The organism is Thermofilaceae archaeon (assembly GCA_038731975.1).
Classification (GTDB): Archaea; Thermoproteota; Thermoprotei; order Thermofilales; family Thermofilaceae; genus JANXEW01.
This window is the reverse complement of sequence record JAVYQJ010000023.1, coordinates 1-16,816: the sequence shown is the minus strand read 5'-3', so window position 1 is coordinate 16,816 and position 16,816 is coordinate 1. Positions and strand designations below refer to the sequence as shown.

Annotated in this window: 19 protein-coding genes, 2 tRNA genes and 2 other RNA genes; 15 read left to right on the top strand and 8 right to left on the bottom strand. The window is 52.9% G+C overall.

What is annotated here, in order from left to right:
* Positions 1-241: hypothetical protein (locus QXF46_07760; GenBank protein ID MEM0226756.1), on the top strand; the 241-nt coding region annotated here is incomplete at its 5' end.
* Between the two features lie 193 nt (positions 242-434).
* Here QXF46_07760 and QXF46_07755 read toward each other — a convergent pair.
* Together QXF46_07755 and QXF46_07750 are read right to left on the bottom strand one after the other, a co-directional pair.
* A complete protein-coding gene (locus QXF46_07755; protein MEM0226755.1) occupies positions 435-989 on the bottom strand; it encodes an AAA family ATPase in 555 nt (184 codons plus the stop codon).
* Positions 990-993: 4 nt separating this feature from the next.
* Positions 994-1,260, bottom strand: a complete 267-nt coding sequence (locus QXF46_07750; GenBank protein MEM0226754.1) for a hypothetical protein — start codon at positions 1,258-1,260, stop codon at positions 994-996.
* Between the two features lie 49 nt (positions 1,261-1,309).
* Here QXF46_07750 and QXF46_07745 point away from each other — a divergent pair, with 49 nt between their 5' ends.
* The 4 genes from QXF46_07745 (at position 1,310) to QXF46_07730 (ending at position 3,764) form a co-directional block, all read left to right on the top strand.
* A complete protein-coding gene (locus QXF46_07745) occupies positions 1,310-1,798 on the top strand; it encodes a hypothetical protein (GenBank protein MEM0226753.1) in 489 nt (162 codons plus the stop codon).
* A gap of 96 nt (positions 1,799-1,894) precedes the next feature.
* Complete coding sequence (tuf, locus tag QXF46_07740) at positions 1,895-3,208, top strand: translation elongation factor EF-1 subunit alpha (GenBank protein MEM0226752.1); 1,314 nt, start codon at positions 1,895-1,897, stop codon at positions 3,206-3,208.
* A 17-nt stretch (positions 3,209-3,225) separates the two neighbouring features.
* Positions 3,226-3,534: a 30S ribosomal protein S10 gene (gene rpsJ / locus QXF46_07735; protein ID MEM0226751.1), complete on the top strand. Its 309-nt coding sequence runs from the start codon at positions 3,226-3,228 to the stop codon at positions 3,532-3,534.
* Between the two features lie 125 nt (positions 3,535-3,659).
* A tRNA-Ser gene (locus QXF46_07730) sits at positions 3,660-3,764 on the top strand.
* 20 nt (positions 3,765-3,784) lie between these two features.
* On the opposite strand, the gene QXF46_07725 is transcribed toward QXF46_07730, so the two are convergent.
* Positions 3,785-4,150: a hypothetical protein gene (locus QXF46_07725; protein ID MEM0226750.1), complete on the bottom strand. Its 366-nt coding sequence runs from the start codon at positions 4,148-4,150 to the stop codon at positions 3,785-3,787.
* A gap of 125 nt (positions 4,151-4,275) precedes the next feature.
* Between QXF46_07725 and QXF46_07720 the strand changes: the two genes are divergently transcribed.
* Together QXF46_07720 and QXF46_07715 are read left to right on the top strand one after the other, a co-directional pair.
* Positions 4,276-5,064: a hypothetical protein gene (locus tag QXF46_07720; protein MEM0226749.1), complete on the top strand. Its 789-nt coding sequence runs from the start codon at positions 4,276-4,278 to the stop codon at positions 5,062-5,064.
* Entirely contained in the window at positions 5,061-5,441 is a 381-nt protein-coding gene (locus QXF46_07715; protein MEM0226748.1) for a hypothetical protein, read from the top strand. The genes QXF46_07720 and QXF46_07715 overlap by 4 nt, the downstream gene beginning before the upstream one ends.
* On the opposite strand, the gene QXF46_07710 is transcribed toward QXF46_07715, so the two are convergent.
* Positions 5,438-6,046, bottom strand: a complete 609-nt coding sequence (locus QXF46_07710; GenBank protein ID MEM0226747.1) for an orotidine 5'-phosphate decarboxylase / HUMPS family protein — start codon at positions 6,044-6,046, stop codon at positions 5,438-5,440. The two genes, QXF46_07715 and QXF46_07710, sit on opposite strands and share 4 nt — an antisense overlap.
* 28 nt (positions 6,047-6,074) lie before the next feature.
* On the bottom strand, positions 6,075-7,025 hold the full coding sequence (locus tag QXF46_07705; GenBank protein MEM0226746.1) for a hypothetical protein: 951 nt from the start codon (positions 7,023-7,025) through the stop codon (positions 6,075-6,077).
* 214 nt (positions 7,026-7,239) lie between these two features.
* On the opposite strand from QXF46_07705, the gene QXF46_07700 reads away from it, so the two are divergent.
* Both QXF46_07700 and thsB read left to right on the top strand, forming a co-directional pair.
* A complete protein-coding gene (locus QXF46_07700) occupies positions 7,240-7,509 on the top strand; it encodes an NFYB/HAP3 family transcription factor subunit (GenBank protein ID MEM0226745.1) in 270 nt (89 codons plus the stop codon).
* 85 nt (positions 7,510-7,594) lie between these two features.
* A complete protein-coding gene (gene thsB, locus QXF46_07695; GenBank protein ID MEM0226744.1) occupies positions 7,595-9,262 on the top strand; it encodes a thermosome subunit beta in 1,668 nt (555 codons plus the stop codon).
* Positions 9,263-9,367: 105 nt separating this feature from the next.
* Here the strand turns inward: thsB and ffs are convergent.
* Positions 9,368-9,683, bottom strand: an RNA gene (ffs, locus tag QXF46_07690) — signal recognition particle sRNA.
* Positions 9,684-9,862: 179 nt separating this feature from the next.
* Between ffs and rnpB the strand changes: the two genes are divergently transcribed.
* The 6 genes from rnpB (at position 9,863) to QXF46_07660 (ending at position 14,390) form a co-directional block, all read left to right on the top strand.
* An RNA gene (gene rnpB, locus QXF46_07685) (RNase P RNA component) lies at positions 9,863-10,179 on the top strand.
* A 49-nt stretch (positions 10,180-10,228) separates the two neighbouring features.
* Positions 10,229-10,489: an Lrp/AsnC ligand binding domain-containing protein gene (locus QXF46_07680; GenBank protein ID MEM0226743.1), complete on the top strand. Its 261-nt coding sequence runs from the start codon at positions 10,229-10,231 to the stop codon at positions 10,487-10,489.
* Complete coding sequence (locus tag QXF46_07675) at positions 10,468-11,793, top strand: tRNA(Ile)(2)-agmatinylcytidine synthase (GenBank protein ID MEM0226742.1); 1,326 nt, start codon at positions 10,468-10,470, stop codon at positions 11,791-11,793. The genes QXF46_07680 and QXF46_07675 overlap by 22 nt, the downstream gene beginning before the upstream one ends.
* 101 nt (positions 11,794-11,894) lie before the next feature.
* A complete protein-coding gene (locus tag QXF46_07670) occupies positions 11,895-13,163 on the top strand; it encodes an MBL fold metallo-hydrolase (protein MEM0226741.1) in 1,269 nt (422 codons plus the stop codon).
* A gap of 409 nt (positions 13,164-13,572) precedes the next feature.
* Positions 13,573-13,684: transfer RNA gene (locus tag QXF46_07665), tRNA-Pro, on the top strand.
* Positions 13,685-13,817: 133 nt separating this feature from the next.
* Complete coding sequence (locus tag QXF46_07660) at positions 13,818-14,390, top strand: CBS domain-containing protein (protein ID MEM0226740.1); 573 nt, start codon at positions 13,818-13,820, stop codon at positions 14,388-14,390.
* Here QXF46_07660 and QXF46_07655 read toward each other — a convergent pair.
* Both QXF46_07655 and QXF46_07650 read right to left on the bottom strand, forming a co-directional pair.
* On the bottom strand, positions 14,387-14,785 hold the full coding sequence (locus QXF46_07655; protein ID MEM0226739.1) for a hypothetical protein: 399 nt from the start codon (positions 14,783-14,785) through the stop codon (positions 14,387-14,389). The genes QXF46_07660 and QXF46_07655 overlap by 4 nt on opposite strands.
* Positions 14,786-15,206: 421 nt before the next feature.
* Positions 15,207-16,816: DUF2070 family protein (locus QXF46_07650; protein MEM0226738.1), on the bottom strand; the 1,610-nt coding region annotated here is incomplete at its 5' end.

Below are 16,816 nucleotides of genomic sequence, written 5' to 3'. Positions count from 1 at the left end.
TCTTGAGGCGTTCATGCTAGCCAAGCTGGTGCCGGGGAGTATAGCGTTCACGCGCGGGGAGCGGCGCGCAGTCTTAATCCAGCTGAGAGGGGGGTGGCTGAGGGCGTACGTAGCCGCAGCCCTCGAGCGACTGAGGGTCGGGGATACGAACTTTCCCTATAGGGGAGGGGGAGTGATGGTGCTGCCGGCGTTGCTGCCAGCGCAGTTCCCCATAGGGGGAGGGGCTCCGGTTCAGCTTTGACCATCTTTCCCTAACAGAGAATTGTCCTAGCTACTTCGCACGTATCTCCTAGGACCGTGGTCGCACCAGCCAAGCTCAATCAAGGCTACACTTTTGAGACGAAAACGATGACCTCGAGCTCAGCATCTCCAACTCAAGGTTCAGGGACGGCTCGCGACTCTGCTGACAGGTGCGTGATCAATTCGTGCTAGCGTCAGGCTTTATCAGGGTGCAGTCGCAAGTATTCTCTCACGAAGGTTTCCAGCACTCTTTTTACCCCTTCTACGTCGAGAGCTGCTGTATTGATCACGATATCTGCTATTGAAAGATCCTCTATATCGACTCCATAATACTTGAGAGCCCTAGCTCTATTGCTCAACTCCCTTGTTCGCACCTCCTTCTCGACCTCAACGATAGATTTAGCCTCCCTTTTCGCGACTCTTTCGACCCTCACCTCTAAAGGGGCCACGAGCACTATCTTCAAGTCCGCGTGTTCGCGTAGGAGCCACGCAGCTAAGTGACCCTCTACGACGACTCCTCCTCGCTCAGCCTCTTTGAGAGCACGCGCGTCAACCTCCCTATCAATACTCTCGTCCAACTCAGCCAGCCTGTGGAGTTCAACCAAATCGATGCCCCTCTCCTGAGCGATTCGCCTAAACAGCTCTCCGCTCGAAACGTACCTCAGGTTGAAAACCTGAGCAATGTGCCTGGCATAGGTCGTCTTGCCGGTCCCGGGTTTACCGCTGACCGCTACCGTTAAGCGCCTCATGACTCTACCTTGATGTGTATAAAGCATCGACGGCTGATTTCAGCGCAACCTTCAGGCATGTGGGGCACAGATAGCCGCCGTAAATCCGGGTGGGGGGCCTATGACCCCTCCGCTCTTCCCTCGACGTCATCTTGGGGAAGCCATGCAGCGGACGCTTGCATAGGGCGCACTTGGGGTAGTCGTGCCTCTTATCGACTACGTGCAACGCCAACCTACCACCAGGCGTGCGCACGAGCTTCCACTTGCTTCTCCTTATCGATGGCCTCGGCATCGCGAGGTGCCCTACTCCAGCTTTAAAAACTTTGAAGGCTGAGAGGTGCGTGCAGGTGGGCGAACTCTTTAGTGGGAGTTTTTCCGTGATCGCGGCTACAGCCCTGATCTATGCTCTCTTCGCACTGTTGAGGGCTGTAAGCCGCCTGGTCATCAATAGAGCAAAGCTGGAGAAGATAGAGGCTGAAGTCAAGTCGTGGGAGGAGCGAAGGCGAAGGGCTATTCAGAGCCGCGATATGAAGCTTTACGAACGCGTGCAGAGGGAGCAAGCTAGGATAGATAAGTTGAGGAGGGAGGCCGACCTCGAGAGGATGAAGGCGTCGGCCGTATCTATTGTTGCATGGCCCATTCTCCTCACACTGCTTTGGAGGGTGACCGGCGACCCGGTCGTCGCACTCGCCCCTGCACCGTGGGGTTACACGCAGATTACATTCTCCGCTTGGTTTATCGCAAACGCCATTTGGGCGAACGCGCTTCTCGATAGAATCGCGTCGCTTTTGCATCAGGCATTCACAGCCGGAAAACAGTCCCACGGGTAGCTACACGCTATAACTGACTTAGAGATCCTTACTCAGCTGCGGTCGAGAGAAACTTTATAAACGAATGTTAAAGGCATTCACTGCAAAGGTGGGAGTATGAGCTCTGCAAGCGCACAGAAGAAGCCTCATCTTAACTTAGTGGTTATCGGGCACATCGACCACGGCAAATCAACGCTGATGGGCAGGTTTCTCTACGAACTGGGTGTTGTCGACGAGCGAACCATTAGAGAGTACGAGGAGGAGGCGAAAAAGTTAGGTAAAGAGACTTTCAAGTTTGCTTGGGTTCTCGACAGGTTGAAGGAAGAGAGGGAAAGGGGTATTACAATCGACCTAGGTTTCTACAAGTTCGAAACTAATAAATACTTCTTCACCCTTATCGACGCGCCAGGGCACAGGGACTTCGTTAAAAACATGGTCACGGGCGCCAGCCAGGCTGATTGCGCGTTGCTGGTCGTCAGCGCTAAGGAGGGCGAGTACGAGGCTGGCATGAGCCCTGGCGGCCAGACGCGGGAGCACGCGTTCCTGGCCAAGACAATGGGCGTCGACCAGATAATGGTCGCCATCAACAAGATGGACACAGTCAACTACAGCCAGCAGAGATACGAGGAAGTGAAGAACGGAGTTAGCAGGCTCCTCAGAATGGTCGGTTACAACATAAACAAGGTGCATTTCATCCCCGTCTCCGCGTGGGAGGGTGTTAACATAACCAAGCTGAACAAAGATAAAACACCGTGGTATAACGGTCCCACACTGTTGGAGGCCTTCGACTCTTTTGAAGAGCCCGCGAGACCCATCGATAAGCCTCTTAGAATCCCGATTCAGGACGTGTACTCCATCAAGGGAGTGGGCACGGTACCGGTGGGTAGGGTGGAAACCGGCGTCCTTAAGGTCAACGACGTGGTGGTCTTCATGCCGCCCAACGTGAAGGGTGAGGTGAAATCCATTGAAACCCACCACACGAGGATTGATCAGGCGATTCCCGGCGACAACATAGGCTTCAACGTTAAAGGTGTTGAACGCGCACAGCTCAAGAGGGGCGATGTAGCTGGACACCCCACTAACCCACCAACGGTAGCTGAAGAGTTTGTTGGCAGGATATTCGTGCTCTACCATCCCACAGCTATCGCCGCTGGCTACACACCGGTTCTCCATATCCACACAGCAACTGTACCAGTCAGATTCGCGGCCATCGAGAAGAAACTTGATCCAAGGACCGGCGCTGCCGTGGAAGAGAACCCCGCTTTCATCAAGCAGGGTGACGCAGCTATCGTTAGATTCAAGCCTTTGAAACCTGTCGTAGTGGAGAAGTACTCCGATCTGCCGCAGCTAGGTCGATTTGCAATAAGAGACTCCGGTAGAACAATAGCCGCTGGCGTCGTAATCGACGTAGTTCCAGCCAAAGTGCAGTAAAGCCGAGGTTAGACGCGATGCCTCGCATCGTACGCATTAAACTCTCCAGTACCTCTGTCGAAGACCTTAACTCTGTCTGTGAGGAGATAAAGAATATCGCTAAGAAGACCGGCGTTCGAATGCGGGGACCTATACCACTCCCCACGAAGCGGCTGCTAGTCACTGTGCGTAAAGCCCCCAGCGGTCAGGGTTACCACACTTTCGATCATTGGGAAATGAGGATTCACAAGAGGGTGATCGACATGGACGCTGACGAGCGAGCAATGAGGCAATTAATGAGGATCCGCGTGCCAAAGACTGTGAGAGTTGAAATAGAGATTAAGTAGAAGTTAAAAATAACCCTTTTTATTTAGCCTATAAACTATCTAATTCATTAATAGACCTTTTACGAGACCCGTTCAATGCCGTCTGCGCTCCGATCAGCTTAAAAAGCACCAATGATCGTAATCGCGCCGGGGTGGCCGAGTGGACCAAGGCGCCGGCCTTGAGACCAATTAGTCGGGAGAGCCGGTGCCCCTTTAGGGGCTCCCGGGTTCGAATCCCGGCCCCGGCGCCACGCTTCATGCTCCTACTCACTCAGGCACCCAGTCCAGGCGTTAATCCTAAGCTTCTTAATATCAGATACAACCCCTCTCGCGTGATTTTTCCTGTAGTTCCTACCACAAGATCCCTCGGTGGGTATATTAAGTAGCCCTTATAGTAGCCGCTCGGGTTGCTATAGTAGAAAATGTGGAGAACAAGTATCAAGAGGTTTAATTGCCGTGGCGAGTACCGCCGCTCTAGTTGTGCGGCTTCCTCCTCGCTGATATCGACCCTCCTGAGTAGAGATTCGATTATCCCGCGAGGATCCTCATCCATTACTGAAAGTAGGTCTGACAGGCTCAATCCAGAGTCCCTTAGGAAGTCTCGCAACGCGTCTTTCAGTGTTATTACTCGTTTCACATGCTTCAGTGTGAGCGTAGGAGTAAAAGGTATTTCCTGGCCGAAGAGAGTTAAGCCCAGCGTCGAGCTGAAGCTTTCGCAACGTTAAAGCTAAAAGCGATCTTAGGCTAATTTGCCGAGCCGAATTGAGCAGTGTATGCCCGTACTTGTTCAGGGATCGCGAAGGCAGGTTTGTGTGTGAAGTGCTGGGGGGTCGAGTAGACCCCGGTTTAATGCCCTGCCTAGCTAACTATAGGGAATGCCAATTCTACGCCGAACGAGCAACGATTAGAGCAGGGCCAGCAGCCGTTATGCACCCTCCTGTCGAACGTCCTCTCCCGCCGGAGGAAGTACCAACTCGTGCTGAAACGCAAGCCCTTGAGCGTCCGTTGGCTGAGAAGGGCGCTGAAGAGCTTGAGGAAAAGGTTATCGAGGAACTGAGGACTGTCGAGGCTCTAGCAGTACAATTGAACGAAAAATGGGCCTCCTATGAAGAGGGAGCCCGCAGGTTGGTCAAGATGTGGGAGGAAGTAAGCATGACCGGCACTCATGCGGTTCGAGCGTTGAGCGAGGTAGCCAGCATGTACGAGAAGCTGCTCAGCAACCTCAAATCGCTCCTGGACGCGGGGAGGATATCGCCAGCAGCCTATGAGGAGCTTAAGAGAGAGGTGGAATCCAATTTGAACGACTACCGGAAAAGAAGGGAGGATCTCGAGATAGCCCTCAAGAACGCTGAGCGCCTCGTCACACCCCACATTCAGCGTGTGAAAGTCTCCGAAGCCAAGCCGGAGATAGGGAAGCTCCGTCTAGGCCTGATGAAACTCGAGCAGTTATTCAAAGAGGGGAAGGTTAGCCGCGAAGTCTACGAGCGTATGAAGAGGGAGCTCGAGGAGAGGATTAAACGTCTCGAGCAGATATCCGGTGAAGCACTATGAGCGAGGACGCGCTTTTGCCTTCCGAGCTTGAGGCACGGCGCGAGCTTGAAAGGGAGCTAGACGAATTGGATAACCTCTGGAGCGACTACTCGAACAGAGTGAAGCGAGTAATGGAAGGGTGGGAGAAGATTAAGGTGAAACTCCTCGAGAGAATCTCCAAGGTGAGTAGCTTATTGAGAGCCGTCAACGAGGATCTAGAGAAAATAGATGTAGAAATAATGTTAGGCATTGCGAGCGAGGAGGAGAAGAAAAGTGATAAAGAGAAACTCATTGAAATTAAAAATAAACTTGAAAGTAGACTAAAGGCCCTCCAAATGTTCTTAGAGGATATAGAGAGTAGGATAGTTGAGCATGGCGAGAGAATAAGAACTAGCTAACGATTGGTAGTACAACTAGCCAGAATACTCTGGGCAGCCTGTCCCGGGTCTGTAGAAGAATACACGTACCTTCCCACTACCAGCACATCAGCGCCGGCTTTGACTAACGCTTTCGCAGTCTCAGGTGTAATGCCTCCAGCCACTCCGACTTCCCCAACCCCGACTGCTTTAAGCACCCTTACTACACCAATGGAGCTCCCGGCTCCAACCCCCCGCGCTCTTTGAACGTCTATCGGCACGTGATAGCACACAGCATCAATACCCATCCTGAGCAGATCGACCGTTCGAGAGATTGGATCCTTCAGCACAGCCATCAAGTCCACAATTACCTTACCTCCAAGCCGGTGAGCTGCCTCCACAGCGGAGGCTATCGTTTCGTCGCTGGCCTGCGCCAGAACCGTGACGTAGCTAGCCCCACTCGATATTGCCAGCTCAGCCTCCAGGTCGCCCACATCCGCGATCTTCATATCGGCCACCACTGGTATATCGCTGAACTCCTCAGCTAACCGCCGAACAGCCGTCATCCCGAAGGCTTTAATCAACGGTGTTCCCGCTTCCAGTAGGATCAACTTGTGATCGCATGCTTCAGCTACTCTCGAAGCCACCGATAAGGCTTTTTCTAGATCCGTAAGGTCAAGAGCCACCTGAAGTCGCAGCATGTTCAAGCAAGCCGAATTCCATGAGCAACTTAAATTCATCGAGCGTAAGTCTTTCACCTTGCTTATACTTCTCAAGTATCTTCAAAGCATGCTCGTACAACTCCATACGCCTGCGGCTTAGTACTTGCGATAGCTCAGCCGCCTTTAGCAGTATGGCCGTCCTCTCGATGTCCTCCTTAACCTTCTTCAGTTCGTCGAATTTCTCGTGTAATTTGTTATGATATTCGTCAGCTTTCCTTCTTAATGCTTCCTTCTTTTCTATCAATTCGCTTAACTTAGATCGCACTTCATTCGCTTTACTTCTTACCTCTGTAAACTTTGTCTTAACTTCAAGATACTTTTGCGACAACTCTTTGATTCTAGAATTTAATTCGTTTATCCGCTTCCTCTTCTCCGATACCAACGTCCTTAGACTGCGTATACGGTTTAGGCACTCGTTATACCTTTCTGCAGCTCTGAGCAGGGTCTCTGTGTCACGGATCCTTTCAACGAAGCTCTTCTCTTCCTCGGGCTCTAGAGGCCGCGTCTGGTACTCCCACTCAAGCTTCTCTAACCTCTCTCTAAGCTCGAAAACGTCGGCCCTCCTTCGACCCATTATTTCGCGAAGATTTTTCACCTCATTCATCAATATGCTCAGTTCACCGCTTAGCGCAGCTACATCCTCCCTTAATTGACTCCGCTCGCTTTTTAGCTTCTGCACCTCGTTGAAGATCTCATCCTTTAAACTCTTGAGCTTCAGGTACTCCTCTTTTAAGCTTCTATACTCTACAGTTAATTGCCTTATTGATACAGATATATTCTTCACTTCTTCATTCAAGGAATCTCTATTATTTCTTAACTCTTCTATCTCCTTTTCTAGGGATTTCAACCTACTCTTTAGGTCCTCGAGCTTCGCCCTCAGAAGCGCTGGATCTTCTCCTAGCATCTGAACACCGCAGCTGCTAAGCTTTGCGATCCCCTCACCGGCAAAGCGATTATAAGCATTGCGTTACAGCAACCACCCTAGATGATTCATCTTTGCAGCCTTGAAGAGCAGTAGAGCTAGCCTCTGGTTGTTTAACGAGCCAGACATCGAAAATTGGGGGTGGTAAGCGCTTACCTCACGTAAGGTTTTTCATGGGTCAATACTACGCTGCCTTGTGGGTAGGAGAGGCAAGGGATCCTACGAAATTCCACTGGCACCCATCGAGAGGATAATTCACCAAGAAGGAGGGTACAGGGTCAGTGAAGACGCCGCTATGAGGCTCCGTGGAATCGTTGAGAAATTTGCAAGGGAAATTGCACGCGTTTCGGTTGACATGGCGCGCCACGCTAACAGGCACACAGTCAAAGCGGAGGACATTGATATAGCGCTAAAGGTTGTGCTTTCCAGGGTGCAGGGTTTTCTAGGAGAGGATTCCCTCTCTTAAGCCATTAAACTAAATGTCGACAAGTTTTCGACAAAATGTAGCAAAATGTATATATAGAAATGATAAACCCACCCGCCGAGGAACTATGGCGGCTCAAACTGCACAGTTAGCACAGATCGGTGGTGTACCAGTACTTGTCCTGAAAGAAGGAACCTCGCGAAGAACAGGGCGCGAAGCAATGATGCTGAACTTCATGGTTGCGAAGGCTATCGCGGAAACCGTCAAGACGACTTTAGGCCCGAGGGGAATGGACAAGATGCTGATCGATAGCCTGGGCGATATCACGATTACGAACGACGGAGCAACAGTCCTCGACGAAATGGACGTTCAGCACCCTGTCGCGAAATTGCTGGTCGAAATTGCGAAAGCCCAAGACGACGAGGTGGGCGACGGAACGACTACAACGGTTATAATTACTGGCGAGTTAATCAAGGAGGCTGAAAAGCTGCTAGAGAAGAACATACATCCGACCGTTATCGTGGCTGGCTACAAGAAGGCGCTCGAGAAGGCCAGCGAGGTGCTAAGAAGGATCGCTGTTAAGGTCGACATCAATGACGACGAAACACTGAAGAAAGTGGCGATGACTTCGATGAGGGGCAAAGCCGTAGCAGCGTTCAGGGATTACCTAGCGGAAATCGCAGTTAAGGCAGTGAAGCAGATAGCGGAGAAACGCGACGAGAAGATCGTCGCTGACATCGACCACATACAGTTAATTAAGAAAAAGGGTGGATCATTCCTTGATACCCAGCTTGTCTACGGGGTCATCATAGACAAGGAGGTCGTGCACCCCGACATGCCGAAAAGGATTGAGAAGGCTAGGATCGCTTTGATCGACGCTCCACTCGAAGTGGAGAAGACGGAGATTGACGCCGAGATCAGGATCAACAGTCCAGAGCAGATGAAGATGTTCCTCGATGAGGAGGCCAGGCTATTAAGAGACATGGTGGAGAAGATTAAGGCTGCTGGTGCGAATGTGGTGATTTGCCAGAAGGGTATTGACGATCTGGCTCAGTACTACTTGGCGAAGGCTGGCATCCTAGCGGTTAGGAGGGTGAAGAAGAGCGATATGGAGAAGCTGGCGCGAGCCACCGGAGGCAAAATCGTGACCAAGATTGAGGAGCTCAGCCCCGACGTGCTGGGCTATGCGGAGCTGGTTGAGGAGAGGAAGGTGGCTGACGAGAAGATGGTATTCGTCGAAGGCTGCCCCAACCCCAAAGCCGTCAGCATCCTAGTCAGGGGCGGCCTCGAGAGGGCCGTAGACGAGGCCGAAAGAAACTTGGTCGACGCCCTTAGCGTTGTCTCAGACGTGATTGAGGAACCCTACATCCTGCCGGGGGGCGGAGCCCCTGAAGCAGAGTTAGCCAAGGAGCTGAGGATCTACGCATCCAAAGTTGGGGGTAGAGAGCAGCTCGCGATCGAGGCGTTCGCGAACGCTCTCGAGTCAATCCCGAGGACACTCGCCGAGAACTCGGGTCTAGATCCCATCGACATACTCGCCGAGCTGCGCGCAGCCCATGAAAAACCGGACGGCTGGAAGTACGGAGTCGACGTCTTCGAGGGCAAGGTTGCCGATATGTGGTCCCTCGGGGTTGTAGAGCCTCTCTCCGTCAAGCTGCAAGCAATTAAGGCGGCGACCGAAGCAGCCATAATGATACTCAGGATCGACGATATCATCGCCGCCTCCAAACTCGAAGAGAAAGAGAAGGAGAAAAAGGAAGAGAAGAAAGAGGAAAAAGAAACCGAATTTGATTAAGGAATAACAATCTTTTTTTGTCAAATTAAAATTCTATTTCTTCTTTCTTACTTTTCTTCCCTCCACTCTGTCCCTGCCTCATAAGCGGTCTCAACGAATAGCGCCCGGCGGCATCCCCCGAGGAAGCACGTGCCATCACGCCGCCTCTGCACCTTCCAGCTTACACCGGCACCCCCCGCAACACGGTGCCCCCGCCTTAGGGCCGCTCCCTTCCGGGCCTAACCCGGTTCGGCGGTTCGTGGTTCAGCTCCCCCTCCGAGGAGCCTACCACCAGACACCGTCCGCGGGGACCGGTGCTCATCGCTGGTTAGGGCGCAGCCGACGGCGTGACGCACGCACCACTCCTCGGAGTTGACGCCCCCCGCCGTATGCCCCGTTTGCGGCTCGGGGGAGGGGCAGCCCCCCAGGGCTTACCCCGCCGGGCGGGAAATAAGGTATTTCGGGCTTTTAAGCATTTACATCCCCAGCTCTACGCATACTTGATCATGATGAGCTTCTCATACCATGAAGCTACAGCTTTTTGAAAGCGCTTCCGATGGTACGAGGGTCTTGCTTTCCACCGATAGGTTTATCACTCCATAAAGAGCTAGAAATTCGGTCGTCAGCCGGTGAGCGGGCGTCGGACCCCGCAGAGGGGTCTGAGGAAGCTCCGCCGAGCCTGCAGGACCGCGCCGCTGCAAAGCGGTGGGGGGAATCCCCAGGCAACGGCACAGAAACGTCACCCTCCCCACTCTGATGAAGATGAGGCAGTAAGCCCCCGGCAACGGGGGTTTCCCTGCTGATGAATGTGGGGGGAGGTTGAAACGGCCGACCCGCGGTTTGAAGGGCCGTATGGGGTCTATGAAGCCCTGCACCGAGACCCGGGCGGGCCAAAGATGGATCCCGCTAAAACAGAAGGCGGGCTATGGCCGGCTGACGACCCCGCCATTGATAGAGTTAATATAGCTGGGTTTTAGCAGGATAATTGTGCCGGTAGCTTACGTTTTGATTAATACTGAAGTCGGTACCGAAAGGGAGGTGCTGGAGAAGCTCAGGGAAATTCCAGAGGTGGTTGAAGCTTACATCGTCTTCGGCATATACGACGTCGTCGCCAAGGTCAAGGTTGATCGGCAAGAGCTTCTGGGAGAAGTAGTAACGAATAAGTTGAGACGCATCGAGAAAGTCCGACACACGCTAACCATAGTCGCGGTGGAGGGCTTCGAAAGGTGCCAACCGAGCTGCACATAGGTATCGATGACACCGACAGCCCTTGGGGAATGTGTACAACATACCTCGGCGCCCTCCTCGTAGCTGAATTTGTAAAACGCGGTTACGAGTTCATAGATTTCCCGTATCTCGTCAGGCTTAACCCGAACGTACCCTTTAAGACGCGCGGCAACGGTGCCGTATCGATCCACCTTACGACGTCGACCGAGTTCGACAAAGCCGCGGAGATCGTTGAGGAGTACCTGGATAGATTCGCGCATAGGCACGGCAAAACTGACCCAACGGCTGTGCTGCTCGAGGGCCCCGTCGGGACCTTAAAGGAAGTCTATTCGCGCGCCCTTTCAGAACTAATCCCCTCCCAAACTGTCAGAAAGGTCCTCGAGAAGATAGGGGCAAGAGTGATTGGTAACGCTAAGGGCAGGGGCATTATCGGTGCGGCTGCGAGCATAGGAGCCTTCGGCATGAGCTACTACAGTTACGAGTTAATCCTATACAGGCCGCTTACATCACGCTGGCGCTGTAAGAGTGTAGAGCAAGACGTTGTAGAGCTCGATAGACTGCTACGGCCCCTCACCTACTCGAACGTTGACTACTCCTCGGGTAGGGTACTAGCCACCCCCCGAGGCCCTGATCCCGTAATAGCTGGGATACGCTCCTTTACACCACTAGTACTTTCCTCTATCGCTCCCAGGCTGGCGGAGAAGTGGAGCGCTCAACTGGCGCTCATATATAAGACTAACCAGTCCACCGGAGAGCACCTTGCACAGCGCAAATCGATCGCGCACGCAAGACCCTACGACTCCGCTACAGTCAGAGGTCGTGTCTCAGGAGAAGCGAAGACCTTACCGGGTGGCCATACCGTATTTGCCCTGAGCGATGATACGGGACGCACCATCTGCGCTGTCTACAGAGAGACCGGCTTCCTCACGAAGGTTGCGCGCCTTCTCAAGGATGGTGACATTGTTGAGGTCTGCGGCGGGTTCATGCCTCGCTCAAAAGGTTTGACGTTAAACGTCGAGTGTATCAGGGTTCTTCATGCAGCTCCCCTTGTTTCAGAGGAGAACCCGGGATGCCCAGTCTGTGGCAAGCGCTTGAAGTCTGCTGGTCGAAACAAGGGATACAAGTGTGTATCCTGTGGTTATCGAACACGTTCAGCTACGAAAATTACGAGAATTACCCCTAGAGTTCTGGAGCCCGGTTTGTACCTCCAGAGCCCAACAGCTTACCGCCATCTATCACGTACTAGGGAGTCTCTTGGATTAAAGCCCGTCCCTGCACCCCCGTTACCCCAACTGTTTTTATGGCCGTATCCACCCACCACCTGAGCTCCACGGCACTACCAGTCCTGCCTCGAAAGCTAACCTGCGACCACCGTTTTTCAGCAAGGAACTTAGCTTTAAAAAGCTCCTAATCATGCTGCTCGGACATGCTAAAGGTAAGGATACTTGGCGGCGGACGGAGGGTTGGGAAGACCGCTATACTCGTAGAGGGCGGCGGTACCAGGATCCTACTCGACTACGGCGTAGACATAAGCGGACCCGAACCGGAGTTCCCCCAGCACGTGCGCCCCGCAGACTTGGACATGGTCGTGATAACGCACGCCCACCTGGACCACAGCGGTGCTGTACCTATCCTGTACATCTCCGTACGCCCAAAGCTATACGCTACCCGCACAACCCTAGATCTATCTGAGATTCTAATCAGCGATTTCATGAAGCTCTCTAAGTACTACGTGCCCTACGAGACTCCGCAACTCGATACCATGGTTCGCTCAGCTACCCTCGTTGAGCCCGGAGCTGAAGTGGAAGAGAAGGGGGTTTTAATCAGATTCTGGAACGCTGGTCACATTCCAGGTAGCTTGATGGTCGAAATCGAGATGGAGGGCCGCAAACTGCTCTACACCGGAGACTTTAACACTGTTGACACCTGTCTGCTAAAGGGTGCAAGCCCGAGGGTGTTCGAGGATGCCGACATCGTAGTGATGGAGGGCACGTACGCAGCCTTCGACCATCCGGATCGCGATACCGTCGAAAGAACCTTCGTCCAGGACCTCCTCGAGGTCCTGGATTCCGGAGGCAGCGTACTGATACCCACCTTCGCGGTCGGTAGAGCCCAAGAGATCCTATGCGTGCTTGCGAAGCACAACGTGCGCTACCCTGTCTACATAGACGGCATGGCCAGAAGGGTGAACACAGTGCTCCTCGAAAACCTCGATCAGCTGAGGGACCCCACGCTCTTCAAAAGCGCCGTACAAAGGGCCATTCACGTCAATGGTTGGGAAGACAGAAGGAGGGCACTGGAGAAAACTTCGGTAATAATCTCCCCCGCAGCGATGCTAAAGGGCGGTGCCTCCGTGCACTACGCTAAGGAGATGCTTGAAGATCCGCGCAATGCGGTCTTCTTCGTCAGCTACATCATGAGGGACACACCCGCACGCAAACTGCTCGAAGAGGGAGTTCTTCAGCTAGATACGTTTCATAAGAGCATCGCGGCGAGAATTGAGTGGTACGATTTCTCCTCCCACTGCGGGAGGCGAGAGCTTTTAAGCGCAGTTAAGCACATGAAGCCGGGTGCGTCCCTAGTTCTCGTCCACAGCGAGGATAGAGTTGGACGCAAGTTTATCGATTACGTCGAGCGGCAATTTGGCGTACAGACCTACTTTCCACACGAAGGCGAAACGCTAGCGTTCAAGTAGTTCCGTGCCGGGTGCACATCTCCCCCTTCATGGTTTTCCTCGAGGGGTCCGCTCCTTAGCCTTCTTCGTGATGCTAAGGGGGCTGCGGAAAGGAGTTTAGGGTAATCTTGCGGCTAAGCAGCCCGGCCGGGGCGCTACAAGCGTTCAGGATGATGGGGTTCAAACCAGGGGCATCTCTTTCAACCCAGAGGGGGAGGGGATGAGCAGTTCTAGTCCAGCTGAGAGAGGGCTGGTTGAGGGCGTACGTAGCCGCGACAGCCGAGTGAGAGGAAGCTGAAACGCCTTACTCTTTTGTCTTACCCTTTCTTGCTCGACCAGCTCAAGCCGCGGAAAACGGTTTGGGTGCAGCTGTGCAGAGGGAGGGGGTTAGAAGCGCAACGCTTAAACCTCGGGGTTCGCGACTCGCTCAGGGGCCGTAGTCCAGCTTGGTAGGATGCGCGGCTTGGGAGCTCGCGTTCCAGGAGCCCGCGTAGGCGAAGCGCCGCGGAGGGACCCGGGTTCAAGTCCCGGCGGCCCCACCACACCTCACCTTCCGTTATCGTGTACCTTCTCCCACCATCCCACAGATAGCTGCATTGTATAGTGATTTAATGTGTAAATGTAATAATGCGCACCCGATTGAATTTTTATATGTGCATATACGAATACTATATCGTGGAGCTGATTACGCCTGAGGAGCTCAAGACTTTGAGGAAGCGCATCGGTTTGACCCAAGCTGAGCTAGCTAAGAAGGCTGGAGTAAGCCAATCACTTATTGCCAGATTAGAAGCTGGTACGGTAAATCCGCGTCTATCAACGTTGATGAAGATCTACAATGCTTTGAAGGAGTACCTCGAGGAGGAGGTAACAGTCGACAGGGTGATGCACTCACCGGTCATCTACGTGTACATTGACGAGAAGCTGGATCGGATCGTCGAGCTCATGTGGGTCAATGGTATCTCTCAGGTCCCCGTGCTCGATAGAGCCGGAAGCGTTGTAGGAACAGTTCACGAGCGCGACGTAGTCGAGGCCTTCCTTAAACATCGCGAGAAGGCTCTCACGCTGAAAGCTATGGACGTGATGTCTGAGCCGCTACCAATCGTGCCGAAAAACGCGAAGCTGAGCAGCGTGATCAAGATTCTACGCGGCGAATTCCCGGCAGTCCTCGTCACTGAGGGGGGGAACCTTGCCGGCATAGTGACCAGGAGCGACATAATGCGGTTCTTCGCTGGACTACCGCGCACCTAACCTTTAGCTCTGGCAGCGGCCATCCTAACCCTGTACAGTGTCGACGGTTTCTGACCCTTCTTCATCAGTCGCCCCTCCGAAACAAATTTTGCCAAATAGGACGCCAAGGTCGTAATCTTCATCTCTGGCTCTTCTTCAGCTAGAATGCTGTGCAGCTCCCTCAGTGTGAACCAAGCGCCGTCCCCAAACCGCTCCAGTATGATTCTCCAAACTCTTTCCTTCATGCTCACGCTTTCTTCATCCGCCGCCTCCTCGCTAACCCCTCCACCGCTCATTATGCTGAGCATCTCCATTATCTGTAAGACTCGAGTCTTGGAAACCTCCTTACCCTCAAGAGTAATCGTTATCCTCTCACCGGAGGGTAGTGTCTCCTCGATCTTGACTTTCGGCGCCATCTACGAAGATCCTACGTCAGCGCGCATAAAAGAGAGGCGTTTATTTTACACCTTCGACCATCGCAGCATAAACAGTATTTCTACTCTTTTTACATATCAATTTCAAATTTCCAACAATATATCGGGAAAGAGTAGTATAAACCGGAATAATGCAAAATACATTAAAATGCTCCCTCTTTTTCTAGTTCCACTAGAAGTTGAGGGGTTAGGTTGCGCATTATTCTGACCGCTTTCTGCTGTTATGTTCGTAGAAAGCAGAAGCTTCCAGCATAACAGCACTCACCCCTCTTCTTCCAGTGGAGCACCTGCAACGTGTAGTGCTTTTGATAGTCTGCTCTACTCACTTTTCTCTTACAGTGCAGTACGATGTAGTGGAGTTGCTCCAGTGGAAGAAGAGGGGGATCACGGTTGCCCAATTCTCCTAGTGAAGTATGAATGGAATAAAGAAAGTAGCAAAGCAGAATGTAAAGATTGCCATTGCTCTACCGAGCATCGTCTCAACTACCTTGCTCATTCTCTGCAGTTTATCGAGATCCAAGTACTTCGACGGGAATTCAAAAACGCGTAATCTGTAACGGAATGGTTTTCGCGGCATACGATCAATGGCGAGTTCGTTAATAACACGAATGTACGTATCAGCATCTTGCTTAGCTCCTAGTGGATCATACGTGGATCCAGGTTTCATACCCGTTAATTCATGCGTATCTGTTGTCGCAAAAATTACGATTGTATTCGGCTCGCGCAGTTTATCGTAGAGGTCGTCTCTCACCGAGCGCACCATGTTGTTCGCATCGAAGGATACGATGAGTAGGTTTGGTCCGCTTTCACTCGACAGTTGAAGCATGGCTATGCCGGCTCCCCCCAACTCGGAGCCGAGGTGCCCTGGCTTTTGTGCTGCGGCGATGACCCAACCACTCGTTACATGTTCTCTGGCGGAAGAGACTGCGGATGCCGCGCATTGCAGGAGTGAAGCCCCCAACGGATGCTCGAGTGTAGGGCTCGGGCGCACCTGCTCGTAACTGTTGTGCGCATCCACCAGTATCACTTTGGGACCAATGGCATTCATCAGGCTTAATGGGACATCTTCCATTCCCCCGTCAACCCTCTCGACTATTACCAGTGACCAGCCCTCCTCGAGACTCAGCGCTACTGCGCGGTGGGTGCCGTTACTTCGCTCAGCGACTCCCAGGGAGGATCCCGTGCAGAGTGTCTCGCCGGAACCTGCGAGAACCCGCTTCACCAGTGTTATGGCATCCTCCCCCCTCGCTAGGTCCTCGGAGTGCGTTGATGCACCGTGAAGTACCATGCAGAAGATTCCAGCCCGCTGTGCTTCCTCGATGAACAATCGTGGTAAAAGGCTGCTGCCAAAGTTTCGGAAAGGTCCCGGGTGTACGTGCGACACGACTACGATACCCCATACGCCATTATCGTCTAAGAGATCGAGTGCGTACACGGGAACGCGTTTCTCGACGGAAATCCTGGTAAGGAGGCCTGCGAGCTGCTCCGTCGATCCTCCTAACGCGTAATTGAGGTACGCCATTAAAACTTCGAGGCCTCCGAAATCCCGAAGTTCCCGCTCTAGCGTGCGAACGAATTTCTCGATTAATAACAGAATTGTCGTTGAAAGCACGATGTGGATTGTCGCTGCTACTGCGCCGCCACCCTCCAGGAGAATCAGCGCCAAGGGAAGGGTGAGCATTAAGAGAGGCCAGCTGCGCTTATTGGATACGAAGCGTGTAGCAGTTGAAATCAGCAGCGAGGGAGGCGTGATTAGCAGGGGGCTATAGCCGCGCAGAAGCGTGACCAGAATGCCCCATGCAATGAAGAAGGGTGTTAACCCGAGCGCGCGCTTCGCAGTTATCAAGCGTGGCGCTGACAGCTTCAGTAGCAGCGGGAGAAGCGCTGTCACATGAATCAGGTAAACGATGCTGCAGCGGATGTAAAGGGCTACGGCGAATAGTGCAGCTATCATAGGTAAAAGCACCTGGATTTTAGGGAAGGAGAAGAGCATCCGCGCTCCGCGCTCGAAAC

Bases quoted from the DNA above. Each gene is read 5' to 3' on its own strand.
- QXF46_07750 (MEM0226754.1), bottom strand. From the start codon at position 1,260: ATGCCGAGGCCATCGATAAGGAGAAGCAAGTGGAAGCTCGTGCGCACG.
- QXF46_07655 (MEM0226739.1), bottom strand. From the start codon at position 14,785: ATGGCGCCGAAAGTCAAGATCGAGGAGACACTACCCTCCGGTGAGAGG.
- tuf (MEM0226752.1), top strand. From the start codon at position 1,895: ATGAGCTCTGCAAGCGCACAGAAGAAGCCTCATCTTAACTTAGTGGTT.
- thsB (MEM0226744.1), top strand. From the start codon at position 7,595: ATGGCGGCTCAAACTGCACAGTTAGCACAGATCGGTGGTGTACCAGTA.
- QXF46_07715 (MEM0226748.1), top strand. From the start codon at position 5,061: ATGAGCGAGGACGCGCTTTTGCCTTCCGAGCTTGAGGCACGGCGCGAG.
- rpsJ (MEM0226751.1), top strand. From the start codon at position 3,226: ATGCCTCGCATCGTACGCATTAAACTCTCCAGTACCTCTGTCGAAGAC.
- QXF46_07755 (MEM0226755.1), bottom strand. From the start codon at position 989: ATGAGGCGCTTAACGGTAGCGGTCAGCGGTAAACCCGGGACCGGCAAG.
- QXF46_07705 (MEM0226746.1), bottom strand. From the start codon at position 7,025: ATGCTAGGAGAAGATCCAGCGCTTCTGAGGGCGAAGCTCGAGGACCTA.
- QXF46_07670 (MEM0226741.1), top strand. From the start codon at position 11,895: ATGCTAAAGGTAAGGATACTTGGCGGCGGACGGAGGGTTGGGAAGACC.